The 25,527-nt window shown below is 73.3% G+C and carries 23 protein-coding genes; 16 read left to right on the plus strand and 7 right to left on the minus strand.

Going from position 1 to position 25,527, the window contains the following annotated elements; translation table 11 throughout:
* Positions 1-125: 125 nt before the first annotated feature.
* The 3 genes from ACFUK0_RS32410 to ACFUK0_RS32420 form a co-directional block, all read right to left on the minus strand.
* Positions 126-392 carry a metal-sensitive transcriptional regulator gene (locus tag ACFUK0_RS32410; RefSeq protein WP_380256152.1) on the minus strand — a complete coding sequence of 89 codons (267 nt, stop codon included), beginning with the start codon at positions 390-392 and terminating at the stop codon, positions 126-128.
* A gap of 87 nt (positions 393-479) precedes the next feature.
* The gene (locus ACFUK0_RS32415) at positions 480-1,454 is read right to left on the minus strand and encodes a tyrosinase family protein (RefSeq protein ID WP_380256194.1); all 975 of its coding nucleotides are present in this window, start codon (positions 1,452-1,454) and stop codon (positions 480-482) included.
* A gap of 1 nt (position 1,455) precedes the next feature.
* Positions 1,456-1,914, minus strand: a complete 459-nt coding sequence (locus tag ACFUK0_RS32420; RefSeq protein WP_380256154.1) for a hypothetical protein — start codon at positions 1,912-1,914, stop codon at positions 1,456-1,458.
* A gap of 418 nt (positions 1,915-2,332) precedes the next feature.
* Here ACFUK0_RS32420 and ACFUK0_RS32425 point away from each other — a divergent pair, with 418 nt between their 5' ends.
* The 8 genes from ACFUK0_RS32425 to ACFUK0_RS32460 all read left to right on the plus strand — a co-directional run bounded on the left by ACFUK0_RS32425 (position 2,333) and on the right by ACFUK0_RS32460 (position 10,852).
* The gene (locus ACFUK0_RS32425) at positions 2,333-3,577 is read left to right on the plus strand and encodes an FAD-dependent oxidoreductase (RefSeq protein WP_380256156.1); all 1,245 of its coding nucleotides are present in this window, start codon (positions 2,333-2,335) and stop codon (positions 3,575-3,577) included.
* Positions 3,578-3,664: 87 nt separating this feature from the next.
* Positions 3,665-4,003: a cupin domain-containing protein gene (locus ACFUK0_RS32430; protein ID WP_380256158.1), complete on the plus strand. Its 339-nt coding sequence runs from the start codon at positions 3,665-3,667 to the stop codon at positions 4,001-4,003.
* Between the two features lie 14 nt (positions 4,004-4,017).
* Complete coding sequence (locus ACFUK0_RS32435; RefSeq protein ID WP_380256160.1) at positions 4,018-5,601, plus strand: class I tRNA ligase family protein; 1,584 nt, start codon at positions 4,018-4,020, stop codon at positions 5,599-5,601.
* Between the two features lie 51 nt (positions 5,602-5,652).
* Positions 5,653-6,018 (plus strand): aspartate 1-decarboxylase, encoded by a 366-nt coding sequence (gene panD / locus ACFUK0_RS32440; protein ID WP_380256162.1) that lies wholly within the window; start codon positions 5,653-5,655, stop codon positions 6,016-6,018.
* 63 nt (positions 6,019-6,081) lie between these two features.
* The gene (locus ACFUK0_RS32445; protein ID WP_380256164.1) at positions 6,082-7,425 is read left to right on the plus strand and encodes a SidA/IucD/PvdA family monooxygenase; all 1,344 of its coding nucleotides are present in this window, start codon (positions 6,082-6,084) and stop codon (positions 7,423-7,425) included.
* Positions 7,422-8,540 (plus strand): NAD(P)/FAD-dependent oxidoreductase, encoded by a 1,119-nt coding sequence (locus tag ACFUK0_RS32450; protein ID WP_380256166.1) that lies wholly within the window; start codon positions 7,422-7,424, stop codon positions 8,538-8,540. The genes ACFUK0_RS32445 and ACFUK0_RS32450 overlap by 4 nt, the downstream gene beginning before the upstream one ends.
* Positions 8,540-9,886 (plus strand): hypothetical protein, encoded by a 1,347-nt coding sequence (locus tag ACFUK0_RS32455; protein WP_380256168.1) that lies wholly within the window; start codon positions 8,540-8,542, stop codon positions 9,884-9,886. The genes ACFUK0_RS32450 and ACFUK0_RS32455 overlap by 1 nt, the downstream gene beginning before the upstream one ends.
* Positions 9,887-9,889: 3 nt before the next feature.
* Positions 9,890-10,852, plus strand: a complete 963-nt coding sequence (locus ACFUK0_RS32460) for a VOC family protein (protein ID WP_380256169.1) — start codon at positions 9,890-9,892, stop codon at positions 10,850-10,852.
* A 17-nt stretch (positions 10,853-10,869) separates the two neighbouring features.
* Here the strand turns inward: ACFUK0_RS32460 and ACFUK0_RS32465 are convergent, their stop codons facing one another.
* Positions 10,870-11,910, minus strand: a complete 1,041-nt coding sequence (locus tag ACFUK0_RS32465; RefSeq protein ID WP_380256171.1) for a helix-turn-helix domain-containing protein — start codon at positions 11,908-11,910, stop codon at positions 10,870-10,872.
* A 227-nt stretch (positions 11,911-12,137) separates the two neighbouring features.
* Between ACFUK0_RS32465 and ACFUK0_RS32470 the strand changes: the two genes are divergently transcribed.
* Complete coding sequence (locus tag ACFUK0_RS32470) at positions 12,138-12,953, plus strand: thioesterase family protein (RefSeq protein ID WP_380256173.1); 816 nt, start codon at positions 12,138-12,140, stop codon at positions 12,951-12,953.
* A 60-nt stretch (positions 12,954-13,013) separates the two neighbouring features.
* On the opposite strand, the gene ACFUK0_RS32475 is transcribed toward ACFUK0_RS32470, so the two are convergent.
* Entirely contained in the window at positions 13,014-14,258 is a 1,245-nt protein-coding gene (locus ACFUK0_RS32475; protein WP_380256175.1) for a cytochrome P450, read from the minus strand.
* A 92-nt stretch (positions 14,259-14,350) separates the two neighbouring features.
* Between ACFUK0_RS32475 and ACFUK0_RS32480 the strand changes: the two genes are divergently transcribed.
* From ACFUK0_RS32480 to asnB, 5 genes are all read left to right on the plus strand, one after another.
* Entirely contained in the window at positions 14,351-15,268 is a 918-nt protein-coding gene (locus tag ACFUK0_RS32480; protein ID WP_380256177.1) for a LysR substrate-binding domain-containing protein, read from the plus strand.
* A gap of 98 nt (positions 15,269-15,366) precedes the next feature.
* A complete protein-coding gene (locus ACFUK0_RS32485; protein ID WP_380256179.1) occupies positions 15,367-16,893 on the plus strand; it encodes a DNA-3-methyladenine glycosylase 2 family protein in 1,527 nt (508 codons plus the stop codon).
* Between the two features lie 22 nt (positions 16,894-16,915).
* Positions 16,916-17,461, plus strand: a complete 546-nt coding sequence (locus ACFUK0_RS32490; RefSeq protein WP_380256181.1) for a methylated-DNA--[protein]-cysteine S-methyltransferase — start codon at positions 16,916-16,918, stop codon at positions 17,459-17,461.
* 273 nt (positions 17,462-17,734) lie between these two features.
* Entirely contained in the window at positions 17,735-18,937 is a 1,203-nt protein-coding gene (locus ACFUK0_RS32495; RefSeq protein WP_380256183.1) for an MFS transporter, read from the plus strand.
* Between the two features lie 342 nt (positions 18,938-19,279).
* Positions 19,280-21,130 (plus strand): asparagine synthase (glutamine-hydrolyzing), encoded by a 1,851-nt coding sequence (gene asnB / locus ACFUK0_RS32500; RefSeq protein ID WP_380256186.1) that lies wholly within the window; start codon positions 19,280-19,282, stop codon positions 21,128-21,130.
* Between the two features lie 212 nt (positions 21,131-21,342).
* Here the strand turns inward: asnB and ACFUK0_RS32505 are convergent, their stop codons facing one another.
* Complete coding sequence (locus ACFUK0_RS32505; RefSeq protein ID WP_380256196.1) at positions 21,343-22,689, minus strand: uracil-xanthine permease family protein; 1,347 nt, start codon at positions 22,687-22,689, stop codon at positions 21,343-21,345.
* A gap of 350 nt (positions 22,690-23,039) precedes the next feature.
* Here ACFUK0_RS32505 and ACFUK0_RS32510 point away from each other — a divergent pair, with 350 nt between their 5' ends.
* Both ACFUK0_RS32510 and ACFUK0_RS32515 read left to right on the plus strand, forming a co-directional pair.
* Positions 23,040-23,954 (plus strand): NADP-dependent oxidoreductase, encoded by a 915-nt coding sequence (locus ACFUK0_RS32510; protein ID WP_380256188.1) that lies wholly within the window; start codon positions 23,040-23,042, stop codon positions 23,952-23,954.
* A 77-nt stretch (positions 23,955-24,031) separates the two neighbouring features.
* Positions 24,032-24,508 (plus strand): MarR family winged helix-turn-helix transcriptional regulator, encoded by a 477-nt coding sequence (locus tag ACFUK0_RS32515; RefSeq protein WP_380256190.1) that lies wholly within the window; start codon positions 24,032-24,034, stop codon positions 24,506-24,508.
* 18 nt (positions 24,509-24,526) lie between these two features.
* Here the strand turns inward: ACFUK0_RS32515 and ACFUK0_RS32520 are convergent, their stop codons facing one another.
* On the minus strand, positions 24,527-25,489 hold the full coding sequence (locus tag ACFUK0_RS32520) for a pseudouridine synthase (RefSeq protein WP_380256192.1): 963 nt from the start codon (positions 25,487-25,489) through the stop codon (positions 24,527-24,529).
* Positions 25,490-25,527 lie beyond the last annotated feature (38 nt).

Below are 25,527 nucleotides of genomic sequence, written 5' to 3' on the forward strand. Positions count from 1 at the left end.
CGATCACGCGATCGTGCCCACCGGCCTCCGGTGCGAGCCGGGCCGGGCTCAGGCGAGGGTGAGGGTCCGGCTCAGGCGAGGGTCCGGGCTCAGGCGAGGGTCCGGGCTCAGGCGAGGGTCCGGGCTCAGGCGAGGGTGAGGAAGAGCTTCTCCAGCTCGGCCTCGGTCATCGGCGGGGTGTCTCCGTCGGCGGTGGCCAGGCACTGCCGCATCCCGCTGGCGACGATCTTGAAGCCGGCCCGGTCCAGCGCCCGGGAGACGGCGGCGAGCTGGGTGACCACGTCCCTGCACTCGCGGCCGGCCTCGATCATGGCGATCACACCGGCCAGTTGGCCCTGTGCGCGGCGCAGCCGGTTCAGGACGGCTCCGGTGGATTCCTCGTCGACGATCACGGGCTGCTCCTCCTGGCGGGATTCTCGCCCCCATGGTACCCCGCAGGGTATCCCGGACGGCGGCCCCGCCAGGGCCCGGCAGCCGGTTCAGGGCAGCACGTCGTAGGAGAACAGGCCGGCCGGGTCCAGCACGCTGCCCGGGGTCGCGGCCGCACCGAGCGGGGACACGATGGGGTCGCCGATCCGGTGCCCGAGCAGCTCGGCCGGGGCCTGCGCACCGGGGAGGTAGACCCGGCCGTGGCGCCGCATCCAGCCCTCCCAGAGCCGGTCCACGTTGCAGTGGTGCAGGAAGAACACCGGGTCGTTCGGGGACGAGGCCGGGGCCATGTCGCCGCCGATCCAGCGGTGCACCTGGTTGTGCAGCCCGGTGCCCCGGAAGCCCTCCAGCCAGTTGCGGAAGCCCTTCGAGGCGCCGTTCCACGGGTCGAAGTCGTAGGTCGCGAGGTCCGCCCGCGGCGCCCGGGTGTCGTAGGCGAGGGTGACGTCGCCGCCGTTCGGCAGGGTCGCCGAGCCGGCCGGCGGCCTGGCGAACTCACGGCGCAGCCCCCGGTCCACCTGGCGCAGCGCCAGGTCGGGGCCGGTCTCCACGCGCACCCGGAAGCCGGCCGGGTCACCCGCGCGGAAGGCGAACGGGCCGTCCGTGACCGGCTTGCCCTGCCCGCCCATCCAGGCCGGCTTCCAGATCGGGGCGCTCTGCGGGGAGGACAGCGAGCCGTCCGCCGACCAGTCCCAGTACGGCAGGCCGAAGCCCGGCCGGGCCAGGACGCGCTGGAGGTTCGTCTCCAGGAATCCCAGCATCACCCGGTGCCAGGGCAGGAACACCGGCCCCCGGTGGGCACTGTTGCGGACCATGAAGTCGCCGCCCGGCGGCACGGGGGTGGTCATGGCCAGGTGGTGCCAGATCACGAACAGGTCGTAGGTGTGGACGGCGACGGACGGCCCGGGGATGCCGAACGCGCCGGTCGTCACCGTGGTGGCCTCCTGCTTGAGGAGGGTGATCCCGCGGACGTAGTCGTCGCGGGCGGTGGTGTCGGTGACGATGTTCCTGCGGACGACCGCCATCTCAGCCACCTCCGGGGTGGTGCCCGCCGTGGCCCGGGTGCCCGCCGTGGCCCGGGTGATCGCCGTGGCCCGGGTGGTCCTCGTGGCCCGGATGGTCGCCGTGGCCCGGATGGTCGCCGGCCGGCTCCGCCGGGTGCCCTCCTCCGCCGGGCGGCGGGAAGTCGTCGGGGTAGTTGTCGATCAGCGCCCGGACGGTGTCGACGGCCGACAGGAACTGGTAGGCGGGCAGGGCGTGGCAGTGCACCTCCCCGTCGTTCGACACCCCGAGGTGGGCCGCCAGCGGGCGGCCGTCCACGGTGATCTCGTACGTGGTGGTGATGACGATCCGGTGGCCCTCGTACTCGTCCTCCCGGACGCTGCGGGCCGGGCCTCCGTGGACGTGCGGGGGTCTGGGCAGTCCGGCGAGGTATCCGGCCAGGGTCGCCGGGTCGGCGGCCGTCTGCAGTGCGTGCGGGTCCATGGGCAGCTCCCGGGGTGGGTGGCGGTGAACGGCGGTCGTGCTGCCACCGTCACCCGCCGCCCGGGAGGTCGCCGACCGGGGAAACCGAACGGGTGAGTCCTGCTCAGCGGCCGCTCCGCACGCGGACCGGGGCCGGCGTCGAGCTCGCCGAAGTACCGGGCCGCTGAGCCGTCGGCCCGCCGGCCCCCGTCGCCGTCCGGTTGTTGCCGCGGAGCAACGCGGTCTGCTGTCCGCTTCCGGCGGCAGGCTCGCGGACCGGTCACCTGACCGAAAGTGGGCGCAAGGTGTCGCTTACGCGCCTCGTCCGACCCCTCCCCCGTGACAAAGACTTCAAGTGCTTCCGGCGCAGATGCCGTGACCGGCCCCGCTGGCCGGCGGGCTCCGCTGCGCCCTGCCCAAAGGCTCCCTGGAGGATTCCATGGCGATACCTGAGCGCATCGATGTGGTGGTGGTCGGCGGCGGGATCGCCGGATCGGCTCTGGCCGCGGCGCTGGCCGGGGACGGACTGGACGTCCTGCTCCTGGAGCGGCAGACCGTCTACCGGGACAAGGTCCGCGGTGAGGTCATCAACTGCTGGGGCGTCGCCGAACTCCTCCAACTCGGCTTCGAGAAGCACCTCCTGGCCGCCGGCGGGACGTACGTCAACCGGTTCGTCGGATTCGACGAGACGGTGGACCCGGACACCGCCCGGGCCAACGCCCTGCGGCTGGACGAGATGGTGCCGGGCGTCCCCGGCATCCTCGACATCGGGCACCCGGAGGCCTGCGAGGCGCTGGCCACCGCGGCCGAGGAGGCCGGCGCGCGGGTCGTGCGCGGCATCGGCGACGTGACCGTGACGGCCGGAGCCGCCCCCGTCGTGCGCTACGAACACGACGACACCGAGTACGAGGTGCCCTGCCGGCTGGTGGTCGGCGCCGACGGGCGGATGTCGACCGTCCGCCGCCAGCTCGGCATGACGCTCACCCAGACCCCGCCGAACTCGCTCGGCGGCGGGCTGCTGGTGGAGGACCTGCACGACTGGCCGGCCGACGTCACCTCGGTCGGCACCGAGGGCGACGTGCTGTACTTCGTCTACCCCCGGGCCGGTGCCAGGGCCCGCCTCTACCTGCTGCACGACGTCGCGCAGAAGGGCCGCTTCTCCGGCCCCGACCGGCACGCCGAGTTCCTGCGGGCGTTCCGGCTCCGCTGCATCCCCGGCAGTGAGATGTTCGCCGCCGCCACGCCGTCCGCGTCCTGCGCCTTCTACCCGATGAACGACTCGTGGACCGACTCGCCGTACGTGCCCGGCGCGGTGCTGGTCGGCGACGCGGCCGGCTGGAGCGACCCCGTCATCGGCCAGGGCCTGTCGATCGCCCTGAAGGACGCCCGGATGGTGCGCGACGCCCTGCGCTCCGCCCCGCAGTGGTCCCCCGGGATCTTCGGACCGTACGCGGAGGAACGCGCCCTGCGGATGAGCCGGCTGCGGATCTCCGGCTCCGTGCGGACCACCGTCAACATGACCTTCACCCCCGAGGGCCGCGCCCGCCGCAGGGCCTACGCCAAGCTCTGGCCGACCGACCCGATCGTGGCCGGCTCCCGGCTCGCCACCTTCAAGGGCGCCTTCGGCGTGGCCCCCGAGTCGTTCGACCCCGAGGTCATCCGGCGCATCTTCGCCCTCGGCTGAGAGCGACGGCGCGAGACCGCACCATCCAGGACCACCGCCCAGGACCACCGCCCAGGACCAGGACGTCCGACGGAAGGAACGAGACCCATGCACGTGAAGACCGCGACCGGCGACGAACAGATCCGCAAGAACGGGTGCGACATCCGCCAGCTCTACCCGTGGGCCGGCGTCGTCGTACCGCCGTGGAACAGCACCCTGTGCTCGATCCGGCCCACCGAGTCCAGCACCGCGCACAGCCACGACACCGACGAGACCTTCATCTTCACCGCGGGCGACGGGCACGTGCGGGTCGGCTCGGAGCAGCGCACCGTGGTCACCGGCGACGTCATCTACATCCCGCACGGCACCGACCACGTCGTCACCAACACCAGCGCCACCGAACCGCTGACCTTCGTCAGCATCTACTGGCTCCAGAGCGCCTGGTAGGGAAGGGACCTGCGATGACCGACCCCCGAGGCACCACCGCCCGCGGCCCGCGCCGGATCAACGTGACGTTCTCCCCGCCCACCCCCAACGGCGACCTGCATCTCGGCCACCTGTCCGGCCCGGTGCTCGCCGCCGACGTCTGCGCCCGCTCCCAGAAGATCCTCGGCCACGACGTGGCGTTCGGGACGAGCACCGACGACAACCAGACCTACGTCGTCACGACCGCCGAGAAGCTCGGCACCAGCCCCGAGGCCCTGATCCGGCACGCGCTGGACAGCGTCACCAAGTCCCTCGACCTGGCCGGCGTCGAGGTCGACCTCTTCGAGCGGCCGGACGCCGAATACACCGAGTACGTCCGGGAGTTCTTCACCCACCTGTGGCGCAGCGGCGCGTTCGACCGGCGCGAGATCGAGCTGCCGTACGACGCCGCGACGGACGAGTACAAGGCCGAGGCGTTCGTCACCGGCCGCTGCCCGGTCTGCCTGGCGCACGCCCGGGCGGGAGTCTGCGAGGCCTGCGGGCTCTACAACCTGCCCGGCGCGCTGCTGCCGGTGGCCGACGGCGGCCCGACGCTGCCGAACCGGCCGGTCCCGGTCTGGGTGCTGGACCTGGAGCGCTACCGGGACCTGATCACCGACTGGTACCGGGCGTCCGAGGTGACGCTGCGCCCGGACCTCGCCCGGGTCGTCGCCGACACCCTCGCCGGGCCGCTCCCCCGCATCCCGGTCACCTACCCGAGCAGTTGGGGCATCGCGGTCGAGTGGGACGGTCCGGACAGCCGCCCGCAGGCCGTCAACGCCTGGCCCGAGATCTACGTCGGGCACCTGTACTGGCTGCGCAGGGCACGCGAGCGGGGCGTGGCCGGCTGCGACGAGCTGGTCCAGTTCATCGGTATCGACAACGGCTTCTACAACGCCTTCGTCTACGTGACGCTGGCCCTGCTGGCCGACCGGCACGGCCTGCCGGTCGAGCTGCCGAGGACCCGCACCCTGACCAACCAGTACTTCCTGCTGGAGGGCCGCAAGTTCTCCACCAGCAAGGGCGACGTGCGGTGGGCGCGCGACTACCTGGAGAGCGCCGGCCGCGACCGCGCGCGCTTCGTGCTCGCCCTGACCAGCCCCGAACTCCAGCAGTCGGAGTTCAGCGAGCCGATCGCCGAAGCCACCCTGGCGGCCCGGTTCGACGCCCCGATCGCCACCATCGCGCGGGAGTTGAACGCCCGGCTGGCCGGCCGGGCGGTCGACGCGGCGCCCTCCGCCTGGTGGGCCACCGCTCTGGAGGCGTCCCGGCGGCGCTTCGCGCAGGCGTACCGGCTGGAGAGCTTCTCCATCCGCAGGGCCGCCGAGGCGCTCGCGCTGCACCTGGAGGTGCTGGCCCTGCGCGCCGGGCAGCTGCGCCCGGGCGACGACGCCGAGGCGGCCGGCGCCCTGCAGTTCCTCTGGACCCTGCGCACGCTCGCCTGGCCGGTCACCCCCGACCTGGCCGAGCAGGTGTCGCTGGCCTTCGGCGCCGAGTCCACGGTCGGACGGCCGCCGCAGCTGGCGGACGTCGCCGCACCGCCCCGCGGGCCGTTCCGCGGGCTCGCGCTGTTCCCCTGATCCGCCCCGCCCCGCCCGACCCCACCCCTTCCGAACCACCAAGGAGCCGTCATGCTGCGCACGTTCATGAACTCGAAGATCCACCGTGCCACCGTCACCGACAGCAACCTGAGCTACGTCGGGTCGATCACGCTCTCGCCGGAGCTGCTCAAGGCCGCCGGCATCGGCGTCCACGAGCTGGTGCACGTCGTCAACGTCAACAACGGCGCCCGGTTCGAGACCTACACGATCCTCGGCGAGTCCGGGGCCAACCAGGTCGTCGTCAACGGCGCCGCCGCCCGCCTCGTGCAGCGCGGCGACAAGGTCATCATCATCAGCTACACCCAGCTCACCGAGACCGAACTCGCCGACCACCAGCCGCAGGTCGTCTTCGTGGACGAGAACAACGAGCCGGTCGAGGCGGACCAGGAACACTAGCCCGTCCGGTCGAGGACGGCCCCATTTCCGGTCCCTGCCAGCACGACAAGCCGAAGGTACGTGATGAACCAACAGGTCTACTCAGTACTGGGCGTGGGCTTCGGCCCGGCGAACCTCTCGCTCGCGGTGGCTCTCGACGAGTACGACTTCGCCGGGCGGTCCCAGTTCATCGAGCGGGCGGACCGGTTCCAGTGGCAGGAGGAGCAGCTGCTGCCCGGTGCCGACATCCAGAACAACCCGTTCCGGGACCTCGTCATGCCGGCGAACCCGAACAGCAGGCACACCTTTGTGAAGTACCTCGCCAGCCGTGGCCGGCTGACCAGCTACCTGCATCTCAATGCCAAGTTCCCCCTGCGGCGGGACTACGCGGGCTACCTCGGCTGGGTCGCCGAGGCGTTCGGCGCCGGCGTCGACTACGGGCAGTCCGCCGCCCGGGTGTCGGTGGCCGAGCAGGGCGACGCGGACGTCTTCCGGGTGGAGACCGCGGACGGCCGCTCCTACCTCGGCGAGCACCTCGTGGTGGGTACCGGCCGCTCCCCGCGGGTACCGCCGGAGTTCGCCCAGCGGCTCGGACCGACGGTGTTCCACTCGACCTCCTACCTGAGTTCGCTCGGGCGGCTGAACCGCGGCGGCCTGCGGGTCGTGGTGGTGGGCGCCAGCCAGAGCGCGATCGAGATCGTGCTCGACCTGCTCGGACGGCCGGAGGTCGCGCAGGTCACCTCCGTCCACCGGGGCATCGGGTTCCGGCTCAAGGACACCAGCCCGTACAGCCGGCAGGTCTTCCTGCCGGAGTTCGTCGACTACTTCCACCCGCTCCCGAGCGAGACCCGGCGCCGCCTTCGCGCGGAGCTGCGATCCGTCAACTACGCGGCCTGCGACCAGGACGTGATCGACCGCCTCTCCGGGCTGCAGCACGAGTACGAGCTGACCGGGTCGGACCGGCTGCGGCTGATGCCGTTCTCCGAGGTGTCGGAGGCCGGGCCGGCCGGGCCGGGCGGCGCACACCGGCTGACCGTCCGGGACGTCAACCACCGGACGGGGCAGCAGCTGGACGCCGACGTCGTCGTCCTCGCCACCGGCTTCCGGGACTTCGGCACCGGGCCCGGCGACGAGCACTACCACCCCCTGCTGGAGGGAGTGGCGGACCGGCTCACCCTCGACGACGAGGGCGTGCCGGTGGTCGCCCGGGACTACTCGATCCAGGTGAAGGGCCGCCGCAACCCGCTGCGGCTCTACCTGAACGGCCTCTGCGAGGCCAGCCACGGCATGGGCGACGCGGGGGCGCTGGCGGTGCTCTCCGCCCGGGCCACCGACATCGCCGCGTCGATCATGGGGCAGCCGGACAGCACCGGCCGGGAGCGGCCGGCGGCCCGGGAACAGCCGCTGACCGTGGGGGCCTTCCGGTGACACCCGCCCTCCCCGCAGCCGACGTCGCCATCGTCGGCTGCGGGATCGTCGGCCTGGCCGCCGCCGAACGGCTCACCGCGCACGGCCTGTCCGTGGTCGCGGTGGACGGCGCGGGCATCGCCGGCGGCGCCACCGGCGCCTCCGGCGGGCTCGTCCGGGCCCTGGACCTGTCCGGCCGGCTCGGCGGCTGGGCCGCCGAGAGCCTCGACCTGTACCTGCGCCGGGGCCGGCGGGGCAGTTGGCCGGCCGTCCGCGAACACGGTTCGCTGACCCTCGTCGACGCGGCCGGCCTGCCCGGCGCCACCGCCGCGGCGGCAGCCGTCCGGGCCGGCGGCCAGAGCGCCGACGTCCTCACCGCCGAGGAGATCGGCGCCAGGTTCCCCGGCCTCAGCCTGCCGGAGGGCTTCGCCGGGGTGTACGAGGCACGGGCCGGCTGGCTGCCCGCCCGGGAGGTCGCGACGGCGATGCGCCGCGACGCCGGCCCGGGCCTGCGGCTGCTGACGGCCCGGGCCACCGGCGTACTCACCTCGGGTTCGCGGGTCGCCGGGATCGCCACCACCTCCGGGCCGGTGCCGGCCAGGGCCGTCCTGCTCGCCGCCGGTGTCGGCAGCACCGCCCTGGCCGGCTCGGTGGGCGTACAACTGCCGCTGATCACACGGGCAGTGGGCTACTGTCTGTTCGAACTCGCCGAGCCGGACGGTGTGTCGGGCCCGGCCGGGCCGGCCGGGCCCCGGGGGCCGGCCGGACTCCCGACCGTCATCGACTCCACCACCGGTGCCTGGCTGCGCCGCTGGGGCCCCGGCGCGACCGTGCTCGCCGGGGTCGTCTCACCGGCGACCGGCATCCCCGCGACCGTCCGGGCCCGGGTCGCCGCCACCGAGGAGCACCGCGTCCGCGAGGTGGTCCGCCACCGGTACCCGCGGCTGGCCCACGCGAGCCTGGTCGGCGGCGTCAGCGCGTACGACGCGATGACCGTCGGCGGCGCCGGATCGGTGACCGCCTGGCCCGCTCCCCGCGGCCTGGTGACCGCCACCGGCTGGAACGGCGGCGGCTTCAAACTCGCCCCCGCGGTCGGCGCCCGCGCGGCCGCCCGGATACAGGAGGTGCTCGCCTGATGCGCGACACGAGGACGTGGCGCCTGAACCCCACCGACGAGATGCTCTACGCGGCGGCCGGCGCCCTGGGCTCCTCCAGGGTCATCCAGGTGCTGTGGCGGTTCCCCGAACCGGTGTCCACCGCCGCGCTGGAGGCCGAGTGGCACCGGCTGGACCGGAGCCGGCTGAGCCGCCGGGCGGACGGCCCCGCCGTTCCCGGGGCGCGCCGCCGGTGGGTCCCCGCCAACAACGAGGAGCCGCTGTTCGCCGACCGCCGGCCGCTGACCGGGCAGGGCGCGATGGCGTGGATCGACGCCCAGGTGCGGGTACCGCTGCCGGCCGGCTCGGACGCGCTGTGGCGCCTCGCCGCCGCCCCCTACCAGGGCGGCAGCCTGCTGTCCCTGACGGTGCCGCACTTCCGCTGCGACGGGCTCGGCGCCTTCGAGGCGATCGCCTCCCGCAGTTCCGTGTCCGGGATCGGCCGGCGCAGCGCCGGGGGCGACCTCGGCGGCGACCTCGCCGACGCACTCGGCCAGGCGGCCCGCGCGGTCACCGGGTCGGCACGCTGGGCCGCCCGGCTGCTGGTCCGTCCGCCGGAGCGGGCCCGGCTGGCCGCCGCACTGCGCGGCGGCCGGGCCCCCGCCCCGGCCGGATCGGCGCCCCGGTTCTTCAGCTCGGCGATCTTCGACGTCGACGCCGCACTGTGGGAGGAGCGGGCCCGGGCCCACGGCGGTACGGTCAACAGCCTGTTCGTGGAGATCGCCGCCAACCTCGTCCGGACCGCCGTGCCGCGCGAGCGGACGGCCGCCGTCGACGTCGGCGTCCCGATGAGCCTGCGCCGGGGCGCTGCCGACGGGCGGGCCAACGCCCTGGTCGTCGTCCCGCTGACGCTGCCCGGCGGAGCCCGCCGGGACGGCGGCCTGCACGGCACGAGGCGGGCGACGAAGGACCTGCTCCGGCAGTCCGGCGCGCACAGCTCGACCCTCGTCCCCGAACCGCTGTGGCACCTGCTCCCCGCCCGCTACGCGGACCGGCTGAAAGCTCCCGGCGCGCAGCAGACCGACGTGGTGGCCTCCAACTTCGGACAGGTGCCGGACGCGGTCGCACGGTTCGCCGGGCGCACGGCCGACAGCGTCGCCCTGCGCACCATGAACGTCCCGGGGCTCGTCCCCGAGCGGGCCCGGCTGCGGGCCTCGCTCTGCCTGCTGCGCACGGGCGGGCGGATGACCGTGACCGCCACCGGGATCCCCGACCACTTCGGCGACGGCCCGTCCCTGCACCGGCTGGTCGCCGAGGAGTTCGCCGCCTGGGGGCTGACCGCGCACCAGTGGTGCGGCGCCCCGGGGACCGACCTGAAGGAAGGCTGACCGATGCCCGCGCCACGCCCCCCGGCCGCTCTGTCCGAACGCTGGTTCCGGACGAGCCCCGACTCCTCCGTCCTGCCCCGGCCCCGGCTGCTCGCCCGGCTGCTGGTCGACCTCGACGATCTCGACCGCCGGATCGCCTTCTTCGAGCACCTGCTCGGCGTACCGGCCGACCTGCGGATGCCGATCCCCGACTTCGGCGGCCTCGAACTGGCCGCCGTCGGGAACCTGCTGCTGATCGCGAGTGCCCGTCCGTTCACCCCGATCCAGCGGCGGACGGCGTACTCGCTGATCGTGCCGTCGCTGACCGGCCGGCTGGAGCGGCTGCGCGCCACCGGCACCGTCGTCCTGGAGCCGCCCGAGGTGATCGTGCCCGGCTCCCGGGCCCGGGTCCGGCACCCCGACGGGTCGGTCGCCGAGCTGGTCGAGCACCGGCCGCAGCCCGGCGAACTGCCCTGCCCGCCCGCCGCGTTCACCGACGGCCGGGCCGGTGGCGGGGTGCGGCTGCTGGCCCGGCGGGCGGTGCCGCGCGCCGGCTTCGCCGAGGCGGTCGCGCTGTACGAATCCGTCCTGGAGGCGAAGGCCGGCCCCGGACCGGGCTCACCCCGCACCGCCGGAACGGCGGATGTGGGACAGGCGGACGTGGGCCAGGCAGACCTGGGACAGGCAGACGTGGGCCAGGCAGACGTGGGCCAGGCAGACGCGGGACAGGCAGCCACCGCGCGGGCGATCGTCGGGAACCTGCTGCTGGTCGCCGTCGACGACGGGCAGGCCGGCGCCCCCACGCAGCCGGCCTACGCCCTGCTCGCCCCCTCGGCGGCCGGGCTCGATGCAAGGCTCGCCCGGCTGGGCGCGGGCCCCGCCCGGGCCGGATCGGCGCGGGCCGGCGCCGGCAGCGGCCCGTGGACGGTGACGCTGCCCGGCGGCGTACCGGCCGAGGTCTGGACCGCGCCGGCCGGCCGGGCGTGAGGTTCCGGCCCGCCCGGTCAGGGGTGGATCAGCGCCGCCGGGCGGGCCGTCCGCGGGTAGGTGTCGAACCGCACCGGCAGCCAGCGCGACGGCACCACCGGGTCGGCGGCCCGCGGCTCGGCGTGGAACGTCCGCCGGTAGGTGTCCGGCGGCACCCCCACCGCCCGGTTGAAGTGGCGGCGCAGCGTGGCCGCCGTGCCCATGCCGGTCTGCGCGGCGATCTGCTCGATACTGCAGTCGCTGGTCTCCAGCAGTACCTGCGCCTTGTAGATCCGCTGGGTCAGCAGCCACTGCAGCGGTGTCGTCCCGGTGACCGCGTTGAAGTGCCGGGTGAGGTTGCGGGTGCTCATCCGGGCGCGGCGGGCCAGGTCCACGACGGTGAGCGGCTTGTCGAGCCGGGCGGTCACCCACGGCAGCAGCTCGGCGAGCGCGTGGTCGCGCCCGCTGGAGACCGGCGGGGTGATGAACTGTGCCTGGCCGCCGTCCCGGTAGGGCGGCATGACGAGCCGTCGGGCGAGTGCGTTCGCGACGGCGGCGCCGTGGTCGAGGCGGACCAGGTGCAGGCACAGGTCGATGCCGGCCGCCTTGCCGGCGGAGGTGAGGACGCTCCCCTCGTCGATGTAGAGGACGCTCGGGTCGACCTTCACCTCCGGGTAGCGGGCGGCCAGCAGGTCGGTGTGCAGCCAGTGGGTGGTGGCCCGCCGGCCGTCCAGCAGGCCGGCCGCCGCGAGCACGAACGCCCCGGTGCAGATGGACACGACCCGCGCGCCGGCCTCGTGCGCCGCCCGTACCGCGTCGACCAGGTCGGCGGGCGGCTTCCGCGTCACGTCACGGTACGCGGGCACGACGACGGTGTGGGCCCGGACCAGCCCGTCCAGGCTGCGGGACCCTTCGGGGCGGAACCAGCCACCGATATGCGCGCTGTCGGACCCGCAGACCGTGAAGTCGTACCAGGGATCGGCGAGGTCGGTCCGATTCACGCCGAAGATCTCACACGGCGCCGCCACTTCTAAGATCGGGATTTCGCCGGTGACCGCCAGAGCGACACTAATAGGCATATGCACATCGTCTCCCTCAGATCGTCTGCGGTCAACCGCCCTTTGCCCGGATGTCCATTCGGCGCGTTCGCGTCCATTGCCGGAACGGCCCGGGTGAGGTAAAAGGTTCACCTATCACGGACGGTTTATATACTGTCGGGAACATTTTCTCCGATGATTCCCGGCACTCTCCTCGTGTCCGGTTTTCCTATTGCCAGCACATGGCGTCTGAGGTAAAGGATTCACGTATGACCACCGATTCGACCACCGGCCCGCCGCCGCTGCCCGACGCCTTCTACCGCGACCTGGGCGGCGGCCGCTTCGAGAGCAGCCACGCCACGGCCGGCCCGTGGAGCCCGAAGACCCAGCACGGCGGCCCGCCCTCGGCGCTGCTGGGCCGGGCCCTGCAGCAGCACGCGCCCCGGCCCGGGCTGCGGATCGCGCGCATCACCCTCGAACTGCCGCGCCCCGTCCCGGTCGCCGACCTCCGGGTCGAGGTGCGGACGCTGCACTCCGGGGGCCGGACCGAACTCCTCGAAGGCCGGATCACCGCCGACGGACGGCCCGTCCTGCTGGCCCGCGCCTGGCGGGTGGTCGCCAGCCCCGCCGACACCCCGCGCCTGCGCCCGGAACCGGGCCCGCCGCCGCTGCCCGGGCCGCAGCCCCCGCAGGTGATGGCGGGCGCCCACCTGGACGGCTACATCGCGGCGATGGAGTGGCGGTTCGAACCGGGCAGGGGGTTCGACACGGCCGGCCCCGGCGCGGCCTGGGCCCGCCAGCGCATCCCGCTGGTGGCCGGAGAGCCGGACACCCCGCTGACCCGGGCGCTCACCGTGGCCGACAGCAACTGGGCGGTGGCCTTCGAGCTGGACCACCACCGGCAGCTGGTCATCAACACCGACGTCACGCTCGCCCTGCACCGCGAGCCGGTCGGCGACTGGTTCTGCATGAGCGCGGCGACCGTCGCCGGCCCGGACGGCTCGGGGCTCGCGGTGGGCCGGCTCGACGACCTGGACGGCGACTGCGGCCGGATCCTGCAGACGCTGCTGGTCGCCGACCGCTGAGCCGGGCCCCCTCCTGGCCGACCCGGGGCCGGCCGGACAGGAGGCGGGGTGCCGCAGCGGCTAGCCCGGCCAGTCGACCAGCAGGCGCTTGGGCCCGCGGAAGGAGATGTTGACCGGGAAGCTGAACTCCTGGCCTTCGACCATCCGCATCCCCGGCGCCCGCTGGGCCAGCAGGTCGAGCGCGATCCGCGCCTCCATCCGGGCCAGCGCGGCACCGATGCAGTAGTGGATGCCCTTGCCGAAGGCGAGGTGGGCACGGACGTCGTCGCGGCGGATGTCGAAGGTCTCCGGTGCGTCGAAGTACTTCGGGTCCCGGTTCGCCGCACCGAGCAGCAGCAGCACCTTGGCGTCGGCCGGGATCTCGACGCCGTCCACCTGTACCGCCCGGGTGGTGATCCGGCGCCAGGCGATGATGCTGCTGTCGTAGCGCAGCACCTCCTCGACCGCCTCGTCGATGAGCGAGCGGTCGGCGCAGATGGCGTCCCACTGGTCGCGGTGGGTGAGCAGCCGCCGGATCGCGTTGCCGGTGAAGCTGGTGGTGGTCTCGTGCCCGGCGAAGCTCAGGCCGTACGCGACGTTGGTGATCTCCTCCAGGGACAGCGACTCCGGGTCGGCCCGGTGGATCCGGATCAGGTCGCTGGTGAAGTCGTCGACCGGGTCGGCCGCCCGCTTGGCGACGAACTCCTCGCAGTAGCGCCAGTAGTGCACCATGTTGGTGGCGATGTCGCGCTGCTCGTCGACGCTGGGCCGGCCCCAGCTGAAGGCGATCCGGTTGCCGCACCAGCTCTTGAGCATGTCCATGTCCTCATCGGGAAATCCGATGAAGGTGAAGATCATGTAAGCAGGCAGCGGGTAGGTCAGCGCCTGCACCAGGTCGACCTGGCCGGGCTCGATCGCGTCGACCAGCTCGGTCGCCTTCGCCCACACCTTGGGCTCCAGCACGGACACCCGGCGGGCCGAGAAGCCCTTCAGGTTGTGCCGGCGGATCCGGGTGTGCTTGGGCGGGTCGCAGTCCGACATCACCGGGCTGGCGTGAAACCCCTCCTTGACGATGCTCCGGGCCTCGTCCGACAGCGGGAAGACCGGGCGCTGGCCGACGGCCGCGGAGAACGTCCCCGGATCCTTCAGGACGGCCTCGATGTCGTCGTAGCGGGTCACCACCCACATGTCGATCGACGAGGCGTAAAAGGCCGGCACCTCCTCGCGGACGGCCGAGAGGGTCGGATACGGGTCGGCCAGAAAAGATTCGGCCAGCGGATCGAAATTCTGGTGGACCGGGCACGATGCCGTAGCGGGTGTCGCCATGACGCAACCTCCTTGGCTGGATGCCCTCAGTCTTCTTTAATCCGACCGTCCTGAAAACGACATAATCATGGACATGGTTATAGTAAATTCTCATGACCGAGCGGATCAGCCTGCGCCAGCTTGACTACTTCGTGATCGCCGCCGAGATCGGCACGATGACCGGCGCCGCGCAGCGACTGCACGTCTCGCAGTCCGCGGTCTCCCTCGGCATCGCCGAGCTGGAACGCCAGCTCGGCGTGCAGCTCCTGCTCCGCTACAAGGCGAAGGGGCTCACCCTCACCGAGGCCGGCCGGCTGCTGCTCCCCGAGGCCCGCGCCCTGCTGGCCCGTACCGAGGAGCTCCAGGCCGGCATGCGCGAGATCGGGCAGACCCCGGCCGGCCGGCTGGTGGTCGGCTGCTTCACCACCATCGGGCCGTTCCTGCTGCCCCGGCTGCTGGAGGAGTTCCGGGCCGCCTACCCGGAGGTCGTCCTGGACTTCGTGGAGGGCTCCCTGACCGAGCTTCAGGACCTGCTGCTGGAGGGCCGGTGCGAGCTGGCGGTGCTCTACGGGGTCGACATCCGGCCGGGCATCGAGCACGCCGTGCTGTACGCCACCAGGCCGCACGTGCTGCTCCCGCCCGGGCACCCGCTGGCGGACGCCGAGGCCGTCCGGCTGGCGGACCTGGTCGGCCACGACATGATCATGCTCGACGTGCCGCCCAGCCTGCACTACTTCAGCACCGTGCTCGCCACCGCCGGGGTCGTGCCGACGATCCGCCACCGTACCGAGAGCTTCGAGATGGTCCGCAGCCTGGTCGCCCGGGGCGTCGGCTACTCCCTGCTGATCCAGCAGCCCGCCCACGACGTCAGCTACGAGGGCCGCCGCCTGGAGGTCCGCCGCATCCACGACGAGGTCGTCCCGCTGACCGTCGTGCTGGCCCGCCCGGCCGGTGCCCAGCCCACCCGCCGGGCCGCCGCGTTCGCCGCCTTCTGCCACGCCGCCGTGGCCCACTACCCGAGGCTCGGCTGAGCCCGCCCGGCGCCACCGGCCCGGGCCGGCCGCCACCGTCGAGGGTGATGTCGCAAAACTGCCAGCCGGGGCCCCCGCCGACGGGTCATGCTGGGGCCATGCATGAAGACGCGGAGCGGTGTGTCCGGGCCGTGCAGTCCAAGGACTCCCGTTTCGACGGCTGGTTCTTCACCGCGGTGCTGACCACCCGGATCTACTGCCGGCCGAGCTGCCCGGTGGTACCGCCGAAACCCAAGAACATGAGCTTCTACCCGAGCGCGGCGGCCGCCCAGCACGCGGGCTTCCGGGCCTGCAAGCGCTGCCGCCCGGACGCCACCCCGGGATCACCGGCCTGGAACGAGCGGGCCGACCTGGTCGCGCGCGCCATGCGGCTGATCAAGGACGGCGTGGTCGACCGGCACGGCGTCCCGGGGCTCGCCGCCCGGCTCGGCTACAGCACCCGCCAGGTGGAGCGGCAGCTCCAGGCCGAGGTCGGCGCCGGACCGCTCGCGCTGGCCCGGGCCCAACGGGCGCAGACCGCCCGGATACTGATCGAGACGAGCACGCTGCCGATGGCCGAGGTGGCGTTCGCGGCCGGCTTCTCCTCCATCCGCACCTTCAACGACACGGTGCGCGAGGTGTTCGCGCTCTCCCCGACCGAACTGCGCGGGCGCGGGCGGCCCGGCGCCGCCGCCGGCGCGCTGTCGCTGCGGCTGCCGTTCCGCGCACCGCTCTGCCCGGACAACCTGTTCGGGCACCTGGCGGCCACCGCGGTGCCCGGCGTCGAGGAGTGGCGCTCGGACACCTACCGCCGCACGCTGCGGCTGCCGCACGGCCACGGGGTCGCCGAACTGCGGCCCACGGGGGCCTCGTTCATCGACTGCCGACTGATCCTCTCCGACCTGCGGGACCTGACCACCGCGATCAACCGCTGCCGACGGCTGCTCGACCTGGACGCCGACCCCACCGCGATCGACGAACTGCTCGCCGCCGACCCGGTGCTGGCGCCCCTGGTCCGCAAGAACCCGGGCCGCCGGGTCCCGCACACCGTGGACGGCGCCGAGTTCGCGATCCGCGCGCTGCTGGCCGGCGAGGGCTGGGGGCCGGTGTCCGTCGCCGCCGCCCGCACCCGCGCGGCCCGGCTGGTGGCCGCCCACGGCACGCCCGTCGCGGACCCGGGCGGCGGCCTCACCCACCTCTTCCCGGCACCGGCGGAGCTGACCGGCCTCGACCCGGCCACGGTCGTCCTCCCGCGCCGGCGCCGGGACGCGATCACCGCGCTGATCGCGGCACTGGCCGCCGACTCGGTCGACCTGGGCGCCGGCAGCGACTGGCAGCAGGCCCGCGCGCAGTTGTCCGCCCTCCCCGGCGTCGAGCCGGGGACGGTGGAGACGATCGCGATGCGCGCGCTCGGCGACCCCGACGCGTTCACCGCGGGCGACCCGGGCGTCGCCCTCGCGGCCGCCGGCCTCGGCCTGCCGTCCACCCCGACCGCCCTGAGCCACCGCTCGGCGGCCTGGCGGCCGTGGCGCGCCTACGCCGTGCAGCACCTCTGGGCCGCCGGCGACCACCCGCTCGACGGGCCGCCCGCCGGTGCCGGCCCCGCGCCCGCGCCGTTCACCACCGCCGTCAGTAGAGTCGGTTGACGAGAGGAAGCAGAACCAGCAGATGAGCACGTCCACCGCACCCACGGGGCGCACCCACACCGTGATCGACAGCCCGTACGGCCCGCTCACCCTGGTCGCCGAGGGCGACCGGCTCGTCGGCCTCTACATGGAGGCGCAGCGCCACCGGCCCGAGCAGTCCAGTTTCGGCGAGCGGCTGCCGGGGCCGACCGAGGCTCCGTTCGTCGAGACGGCGCGGCAGCTGGCGGAGTACTTCGACGGCCGGCGCGACACCTTCGACCTCCCGCTGGAGCTGCACGGCACCGTCTTCCAGCAGCGGGTCTGGGCCGCCCTGCGCGAGATCCCGATCGGCGAGACCTGGACGTACGGGGAGCTGGCGCAGCACATCGGGCAGCCGACCGCCTCGCGCGCGGTGGGGCTCGCCAACGGGAAGAACCCGATCGGCGTGATCGTGCCCTGCCACCGGGTGGTCGGCTCGGACGGCAGTCTGACCGGCTACGGCGGCGGCCTGGAGCGCAAGCTGGCACTGCTGGTGCACGAGCACGCCCTGCCGGCCGACTCGGGGGGCCAGCAGGCGCTGGTCTTCTGAGCCGCCGACGGTGCCCCGTTCCGCCCTCCCTTCGTGGACGGAACGGGGCACCGAGCCTTTCTGTCGCATTGTCTGAATTCCGTACCGGCGCCGCCGCACCGTCATTCCGTGCGTGCGGCAGGCCGCTCCGACCTGGGCACGGGCATCCGGCGGGCACGTCCCGAGGATGAGGTCGAAAACTCGCCAGACCACGGCCGGGGGCGGCTGTTGTACTGATCCGGAGGTATCCCGGGACATTTGGGCCCGAGGACGACAATTCCGGAAAGGGGCATCATGCCCACCGCGACAACCACCCTGGAAAGCACCTCTCCCCCGGTGCGTTCACCATTGGTGGGCTGGCTCGCCGCCACCTCGGTGATGATGGGGATCTTCTCGATCGTCACCACCGAGATCCTGCCGATCGGGCTGCTGACGCCGATCGGGGCCGGCTTCCACATCTCCGACGGCCAGGCCGGCCTGATGATGACGATGCCGGGCATCGTCGCCGCGATCGCCGCCCCGGCGGTCACGGTGGCGGCCGGGCGGCTCGACCGGCGCCTGATGCTGTGCGTCCTGATCGGGCTGCTGGCGTTCGCCGACTTCCTCGCCGCGGCGGCACCCGCCTACTGGGTGATGCTGGTGTCCCGGGTGCTGGTCGGCGTCACCATCGGCGGCTTCTGGTCGATCGGCGCCGGGCTCGCACCGCGCCTCGTCCCGGAGAAGTCGGTGCCCCGGGCGACCGCGGTGATCTTCTCCGCCGTACCCCTGGGCTCCGTATTCGGCGTCCCCGTCGGCACTCTGATCGGCCATCTGGCGGGCTGGCGGGCGTCCTTCGTGGTGATGGGCGTCTTCAGCGTCGCCGTGCTGATCGCGCTGCTGCTCCTGCTGCCGCCGCTGCCCGTCCACGAGGCGACCCGGCTGGACGCGCTGCGCGGGATGTTCCGCAACCGCAACGTCCGGATCGGGCTGGCCGCGACCTTCCTGGTCGTGATCGCGCACTTCAGCACGTACACCTACGTGGAGCCGTTCCTCGAGGAGGTCACCCTGGTGGGCACCGGCCGGATCAGCACCTTCCTGCTGGTCTACGGCGTGGCCGGGCTGCTGGGCAACTTCGTGGCCGGCTCGATGATCACGCGCGGCCTGCGGGGCACCTGGATCACCTGCGCCGCCCTGATCGCCACGGCGACCCTGCTGCTGCCCGTGGTCGGCGACCGGCAGCTCGCGGCGATCGGCCTGCTCGTCGTCTGGGGGCTCGCCTACGGAGCCGTCCCGATCTGTTCGAGCACCTGGTTCGCCCGCTCCGCGCCGGACTCGCCCGAGGCGGCCAACATCATGTTCACCGCCTCCTTCCAGGCGACCCTGTCCACCGGTGCGCTGCTCGGCGGCGTCGTCGTGGACCACTCCTCCACCTCGACCGTGATGGTGCTCGGCGGTGCGGTCGCCGTCCTGATGGCCCTGACCCTGTTGGGGGCGGCCCGACGGGGTCAACCTGCCTGACCCCGGCCGGCCGGCGCGCGGCATCCGACCCGCCCCCGACGCCCGGCGAACCTGACGACCCCTGCGGCCGGACGGCGCGCGGCCACTCGCCGCGCCCGCCCGGCCGCAGCCGTTCGCACCGGCGTCCGCCCGCAGGCCGAGGGGCGTGAGCGGCGCGCAGCGCGCCCCTCTCTGCTGTCCGAAACCGTTCGCATGATGGCATTTCAGCCGCTCGCCAGCACCACCGCCCACGGCAATGATCTGAAGAGCGAACGAACGGCAGTGCCTGCCTTCGACGTGGCAGAGGTCGAGGTGTTCCCTCTCCACCCGCGTTCGCGTTCCCGTCTAACGAAAGAGGCTGTCATGTGCGGTATCACCGGCTGGGTGGACTTCGAGCGCGACCTCACCCAGGAACGGGCCGTCATCCAGGCGATGACCGACACCATGGCCCTGCGCGGACCGGACGGCGAGGGGGTGTGGCTCGACCGCCACGCCGCGATCGGCCACCGACGCCTGTCGATCATCGACCTGGAGGGCGGCCGCCAGCCGATGGTCGCCGACGGGGACGGCCGCGAGCCGGCCGTGCTGACCTTCAGCGGCGAGATCTACAACTACCGGGAGCTGCGCAGCGAACTCGTCTCGCGCGGCCACCGGTTCCGGACCGAGAGTGACACCGAGGTCGTCCTGCGCGCCTACCTGCAGTGGGGCCCCGGCCTGGTCGACAAGCTCAACGGCATGTTCGCGTTCGCCATCTGGGACGCCCGCACCGAGGAGCTCCTGCTGGTCCGCGACCGCCTCGGCGTCAAGCCGCTCTACTACTACCCCACGCCGGACGGCGTCCTGTTCGGCTCCGAGCCCAAGGCGATCCTCGCCAACCCGCAGGCCCGCCGCCGGGTGAACGCCGACGGCCTGCGCGAGCTGCTGGACATGGTGAAGACCCCCGAGCACGCCGTCTTCACCGGCATGTACGAGGTGCGGCCCGGCTACCTGGTCCGGGTACGCCGCCAGGGGCTGACCAAGCACCGCTACTGGGCGCTGGAGGCCCGCGAGCACACCGACAGCCTGGACACGACCATCGCCACCGTCCGGGAGCTGCTCGACGACACGGTCAAGCGCCAGCTCATCTCGGACGTCCCGCTGTGCACCCTGCTGTCCGGCGGCCTGGACTCCTCGGTGGTCACCGCGATCGCCCAGAAGGCGCTGGTCGCGGACGGCGCCGGCCCCGTCCGCTCGTTCTCCGTCGACTTCGCGGGTGCGGCCGAGAACTTCCTGCCCGACCCGCTGCGCTCCACCCCCGACGCCCCGTACGTGCGGGACCTCGCCGCGCACGTTTCCGCCGACCACACCGAGGTCATCCTCGACAGCGACGAACTGAGCGACCCGAAGGTGCGCGCCGCCGTCCTCGGCGCCACCGACCTGCCGCCCGGTCACTTCGGCGACCTGTGGCCGTCGCTGTACCAGCTGTTCCGGGCGATCCGGCAGCACTCCACCGTGGCGCTCTCCGGCGAGTCCGCCGACGAGGTGTTCGGCGGCTACAGCTGGTTCCACGACCCGGAGTCCGTCAACGGCGGCACCTTCCCGTGGCTCAGCGCCACGCCGGGCGCCTTCTACGACGGACGCCCGCTGTTCGACCGCGGCCTGATCGACCGGCTCGACCCGATGGGCCACCGCGCCCGGCGCTACGACGAGGCGCTGGCCGAGGTGCCGGTGCTGCCCGGCGAGAGCGGACTGGAGAAGCGGATGCGGGAGGTCAGCTACCTCAACATCACCCGGTTCCTGCAGACCCTGCTCGACCGCAAGGACCGGATGAGCATGGCCACCGGCCTGGAGGTGCGGGTGCCGTTCTGCGACCACCGGCTGGTCGAGTACGTGTTCAACGTGCCGTGGGCGATGAAGACCTTCGACGGCCGGGAGAAGAGCCTGCTCCGGGCCGCCTCCCGGGACCTGCTGCCGACGTCCATCCTCCAGCGCGTGAAGAGCCCGTACCCCAGCACGCAGGACTCCGGCTACGAGAAGACGCTGCGCGAGGAGCTCTCCGGCATCCTGGCCGACGGCAGCTCCCCGGCCCTGCCGCTGCTCGACCTGGACCGCGTACGGCAGCGGGTGGAGCGGCCGGTCGCCGAGAACAGCACCCAGATCACCCGGATCGACCTGGAGACCCCGCTGTGGCTCAACACCTGGCTCTCCGCGTACGACGTCACGGTCGACCTGTGACGGCGGCGCCGGCCACCCGTTCGTAGGCACCGGGAGTACCGGCAGTACCGGCCGCGTGGTCATCGGCCGGAGGCACGGGGTGCGGAACCGCCGGAGCCGCGGTTCCGCACCCCGTGCGTTCCGGCGGCCGGGGTCCGTACGTCTGCCTCCCGGTCCCGGAAGCGGATCGGACAGCCCCACCTGTGCAGGCCTCCGCCACCCGCAGTACGTCCTCACTCCGGCGTGGTCGAGGTGCTCGCCTTCAGGTGGGGCGGGGCCATCAGCCGCAGCGCGTGGTACCCGATCACCACGATGAGCGTGCCGAGGGCGATGCCGCTGAGCTCGAAGGTGTCGGTGAAGGTGAGACTGACCCCGCCGATCCCGATGATCACACCGGCGGCGACCGGGACGAGGTGCAGCGGGTTGGTCAGGTCGACCCGGTTGTGGATCCAGATCTGCGCGCCGAGCAGGCCGATCATGCCGTACAGGACGACGGTGATCCCGCCGAGCACGCCGCCCGGGATGGCCGCCACGACGGCGCCGAACTTCGGGCAGAGGCCGAAGAGGATCGCGAAGCCCGCGGCGCACCAGTACGCGGCCGTCGAGTAGACCCGGGTCGCGGCCATCACCCCGATGTTCTCCGCGTACGTGGTGGTGGCCGGGCCGCCGACCGCCGTGGACATCACGGTGGCCGCGCCGTCCGCCATGATCGCCACGCCGAGCCGGTCGTCGAGCGGATCACCCGTCATCTCGCCCACGGCCTTGACGTGCCCGGCGTTCTCGGCGATCAGCGCCACCACCACCGGCAGCGCGACCAGGATCGCCGAGGCGGAGAAGCTCGGCCCGTGCAGGGTGGGCAGCCCGATCCAGTCCGCCTGGCCGACGCCCGAGAGGTCGAGGCGCCAGTGGTCGGTGACCTCGCCGGCGCCGTTCGCGGAGTGGATCCGGCCGAAGATCCGGTCGAACAGCCAGGACACCGCGTAGCCGAAGAGCAGCCCCAGGAAGATCGCGATCCGGGACCAGAAACCCCGCAGGACGACCAGCGCGAGCGCGGTGAAACTCATCGTCAGCAGCGCCGTCCACTGGTCCTGCGGCCAGTACGTGCCCGCGGCCACCGGCGCCAGGTTGAACCCGATCAGCATCACCACCGCACCCGTCACCACCGGCGGCAGCACCGCGTGGATCACCCGGGCGCCCAGCGTGTGCACCACCGCGCCGCAGGCCGCCAGCACAGCGCCGACCACCAGCAGTGCACCGGTCAGCGTGGCGGAGTCGCCGCCCTGGGCGCGGATCACCGCGGCCACCCCGACGAACGAGAGGCTGCTGCCCAGGTAGGACGGGATCCGCCCGCCGGTCGCCAGCAGGAAGAACACCGTGGCCACGCCGGAGACCATCACCGCGAGGTTCGGGTCGAGCCCCATCAGGACGGGGGCGACGAAGGTGGCCCCGAACATCGCCACCACGTGCTGCGCACCCAGCCCCACCGTCCGGCCCCAGGTGAGCCGTTCGCCCGGCCTGACCACCTGCCCGGGAGCCGGGTTCCGGCCGTCGCCGTGCAGCGTCCACCCGAATCGCACGATCGGCACTCCTCACTACCCCGCGCAGCACCTCACCACCTGGGCGGCGCGGCGAACCGGAGGGATCACCCCGGAAAGGATCAACAGCCCACCACGGCGGCAGGCGGGTCGCAAGGCGGCGCACCAGCTGTTCGAACGAAGCCGCTCCCCACTCACCCGGGGGAGTGCCACGAGACCGTCACACCCTCGACGACCGGGGCTGCCGAGACCGGGGGCCCAGCGGGCCGGCTCAAGCGGGGAGCGCCCGGTGTCGCCGTCGGACGATTACTTGGCCAGCCACATAAATGGTGCTACTTTTATGTGGCTGGCCACATAAAGATGGCCGGCCAGGCATCCCCCTTGAGGAGACAGTCATGAAGGCCATCGTTTTCGACACGTTCGGCGGCGCCGAGGTCCTGCACGAGGCGGAGCTCGCGATCCCCCGGCCCGGCCCCGGCCAGGTCCGCGTGCGCGTCCAGGCCGTCGGCGTCAATCCGGTGGACGGCAAGATCCGGTCCGGGGTCATGGAGGCCGTCTTCCCGACCACGCTGCCCGCCGTGCCCGGCGGAGAGATCGCCGGCGTGGTCGACGCCGTCGGCGAGGGGGTCGACGGTCTGAAGGAGGGCGACGAGGTCCTGGGATGGTCCGACACCGGTTCCTACGCGCAGTACGCCCTGGCCTCCGCGGCCGTCCTCGCCCCGAAGCCGGCCGGGCTGGACTGGGCGCACGCTGCCGCGCTGCCCGTGGCCGGCGACGGCGCCGAACGGGTGCTGGACCTGCTGCACGTCACGGCCGGTGAGACGCTGCTGATCCACGGCGCGTCCGGCGCGCTCGGCACCGTCGCCGTCCAGCTCGCCGTCGCCCGCGGCGCCCGCGTCCTCGGCACCGCCGGCCCGGCCAACCAGGAGTACGTCACCTCGCTCGGCGGCACCGCGCTGGTCTACGGGGAGGACCTGGTCGAGCGGGTCCGCGCGCTCGCCCCCGAAGGGGTGGACGCGGTCTTCGACGCGGCGGGCAAGGGCGCGCTGGAGGACTCCATCACCTTGCGCGGCGGCACCGACCGGATCGTCACCACCGCCGACTTCCGCGCCGGCGAACTCGGCGTAGTCTTCGCCGAGGGCCCGCAGCGCCGCTCCGCGACCCGGCTGGCCGAACTGGCCCGGCAGGCCGCCGACGGCACGCTGGTGACCACGGTCGGGGCCACCTACCCGCTCGCCGAAGCGGCCGAGGCCCAGCGGGCCAGCGACCGCGGCCACAACCGAGGGAAGATCGTCCTCACCGTCGGCTAGCCGGTGCGCCCGAGCACACCGCCCCGACCGCACCATCCGGCCGACAGCACCCTGCCGACACCACCGAGGGAACAGCATTGTCCGAGACTCCGCCCGAGCCGCCGAGCACCGCGAGCGAGGGGCGTCTGAGCTACGCCGTCTTCCAGCTCGCCCGCGTGCACCGCGGCCACGCCGCCGCGATGCTGCGCGCCATGAACCTGCACCCGGGGCAGGAACTGCTGCTCATGCAGCTCTTCGACCACGACGGCCGGACCCAGGCCGAACTGCTGGAGCAGGCCGGCCTCGACCACTCCACCGTCTCCAAGTCACTGCGCCGCATGCAGGAGGCCGGACTGCTCACCCGGGAACCCGCCCCGCACGATCGCCGCGTCATGGTGGTCCACCTCACCGACGCCGGCCGCGCGCTGCGGAAGCCCATCGCCGACATGTGGCGCGCCCTGGAGCAGGTCTCCGTCCGCGACCTGACCCCTGAGCAGATCGAGGCGTTCACCGCCTCGGCCCACACGATCGAGAAGTCGGTCAGGGAGCACGGCCGCCGGACACCCCAGGAGTAGCCGGTTCGGCCGAGCGGCCTACTCACCGGGCCGGCCGCCCCGGGGGGTGCTCCCGGACGCGCGCGGCAGCGCCGACAGTGTGCGGCTGCTCTCGAAGCGGCGCGGCGCCCCGGTCACCGGGTCGGTGAACTCCAGTACGGCGGAGAGCAGTTGCAGGGGGCGGCTGAAGTCGTCCGGGGCCGGGTCGGGGAGCAGGACGGGGTAGACCGGGTCGCCGAGGATCGGGATCCCGAGGGTGCTCATGTGCAGGCGCAGCTGGTGCGTGCGGCCGGTGGCGGGGCTGAGGCGGTAGTGGCCGAGGCCGTCGTGGTGGCCGAGCAGCTCGATGTGGCTCTCGCTGTTGGGCGGGCCCTCGACCTGCTGGGCGGCGATGACGCCGCGCTCCTTGAGGATCCGGCTGCGCACCGTGCGCGGCAGGTCCAGCGCCGGGTCGTACGGGGCGACGGCGCGGTACTCCTTGCGGACCAGGCGGTCGCGGAAGAGGTTCTGGTAGGCGGCCCGCTCGTCCGGCCGGACGACGAACATGGCGAGGCCGGCGGTGAGGCGGTCGAGCCGGTGGGCCGGGCTGAGGGCGGGCAGGCCGAGGTCGTGGCGGAGCCGGGAGAGGGCGGTCTGGGTGACGTGCCGGCCGCGGGGTGTGGTGGCCAGGAAGTGCGGCTTGTCGGCGACGACCAGGTGCTCGTCGTGGTGGACGATGCCGATCGTGAACGGGACGGGCACCTCCGCCGGCAGGTCGCGGTAGAACCAGAGGTGGGCGGCGGGTGCGTAGGGCGCGTCCGGGTGCAGCGGGCCACCGGCGCCGACGATCTCCTGCCCGTGCAGCATCGCGTCGATCCTGGCCGGGTCCACGGTGGGCAGCCGGTGCAGCAGGTAGGCGCGGACGGTGGGCCACGGCCCCTCGGCGGGCAGCCGCAGGTGCACGGGGTCGACGCCGTGGCGCTGCGGCAGCGGGGCGGGTGGCTTCGGCGTCTTGCGTCTCATCACCGCCAAGCCTATGCGCCGCCGGGCCCGGCCTTCCC

The sequence above is a fragment of the Kitasatospora sp. NPDC057223 genome (assembly GCF_042669755.1).
Lineage (GTDB): Bacteria > Actinomycetota > Actinomycetes > Streptomycetales > Streptomycetaceae > Kitasatospora.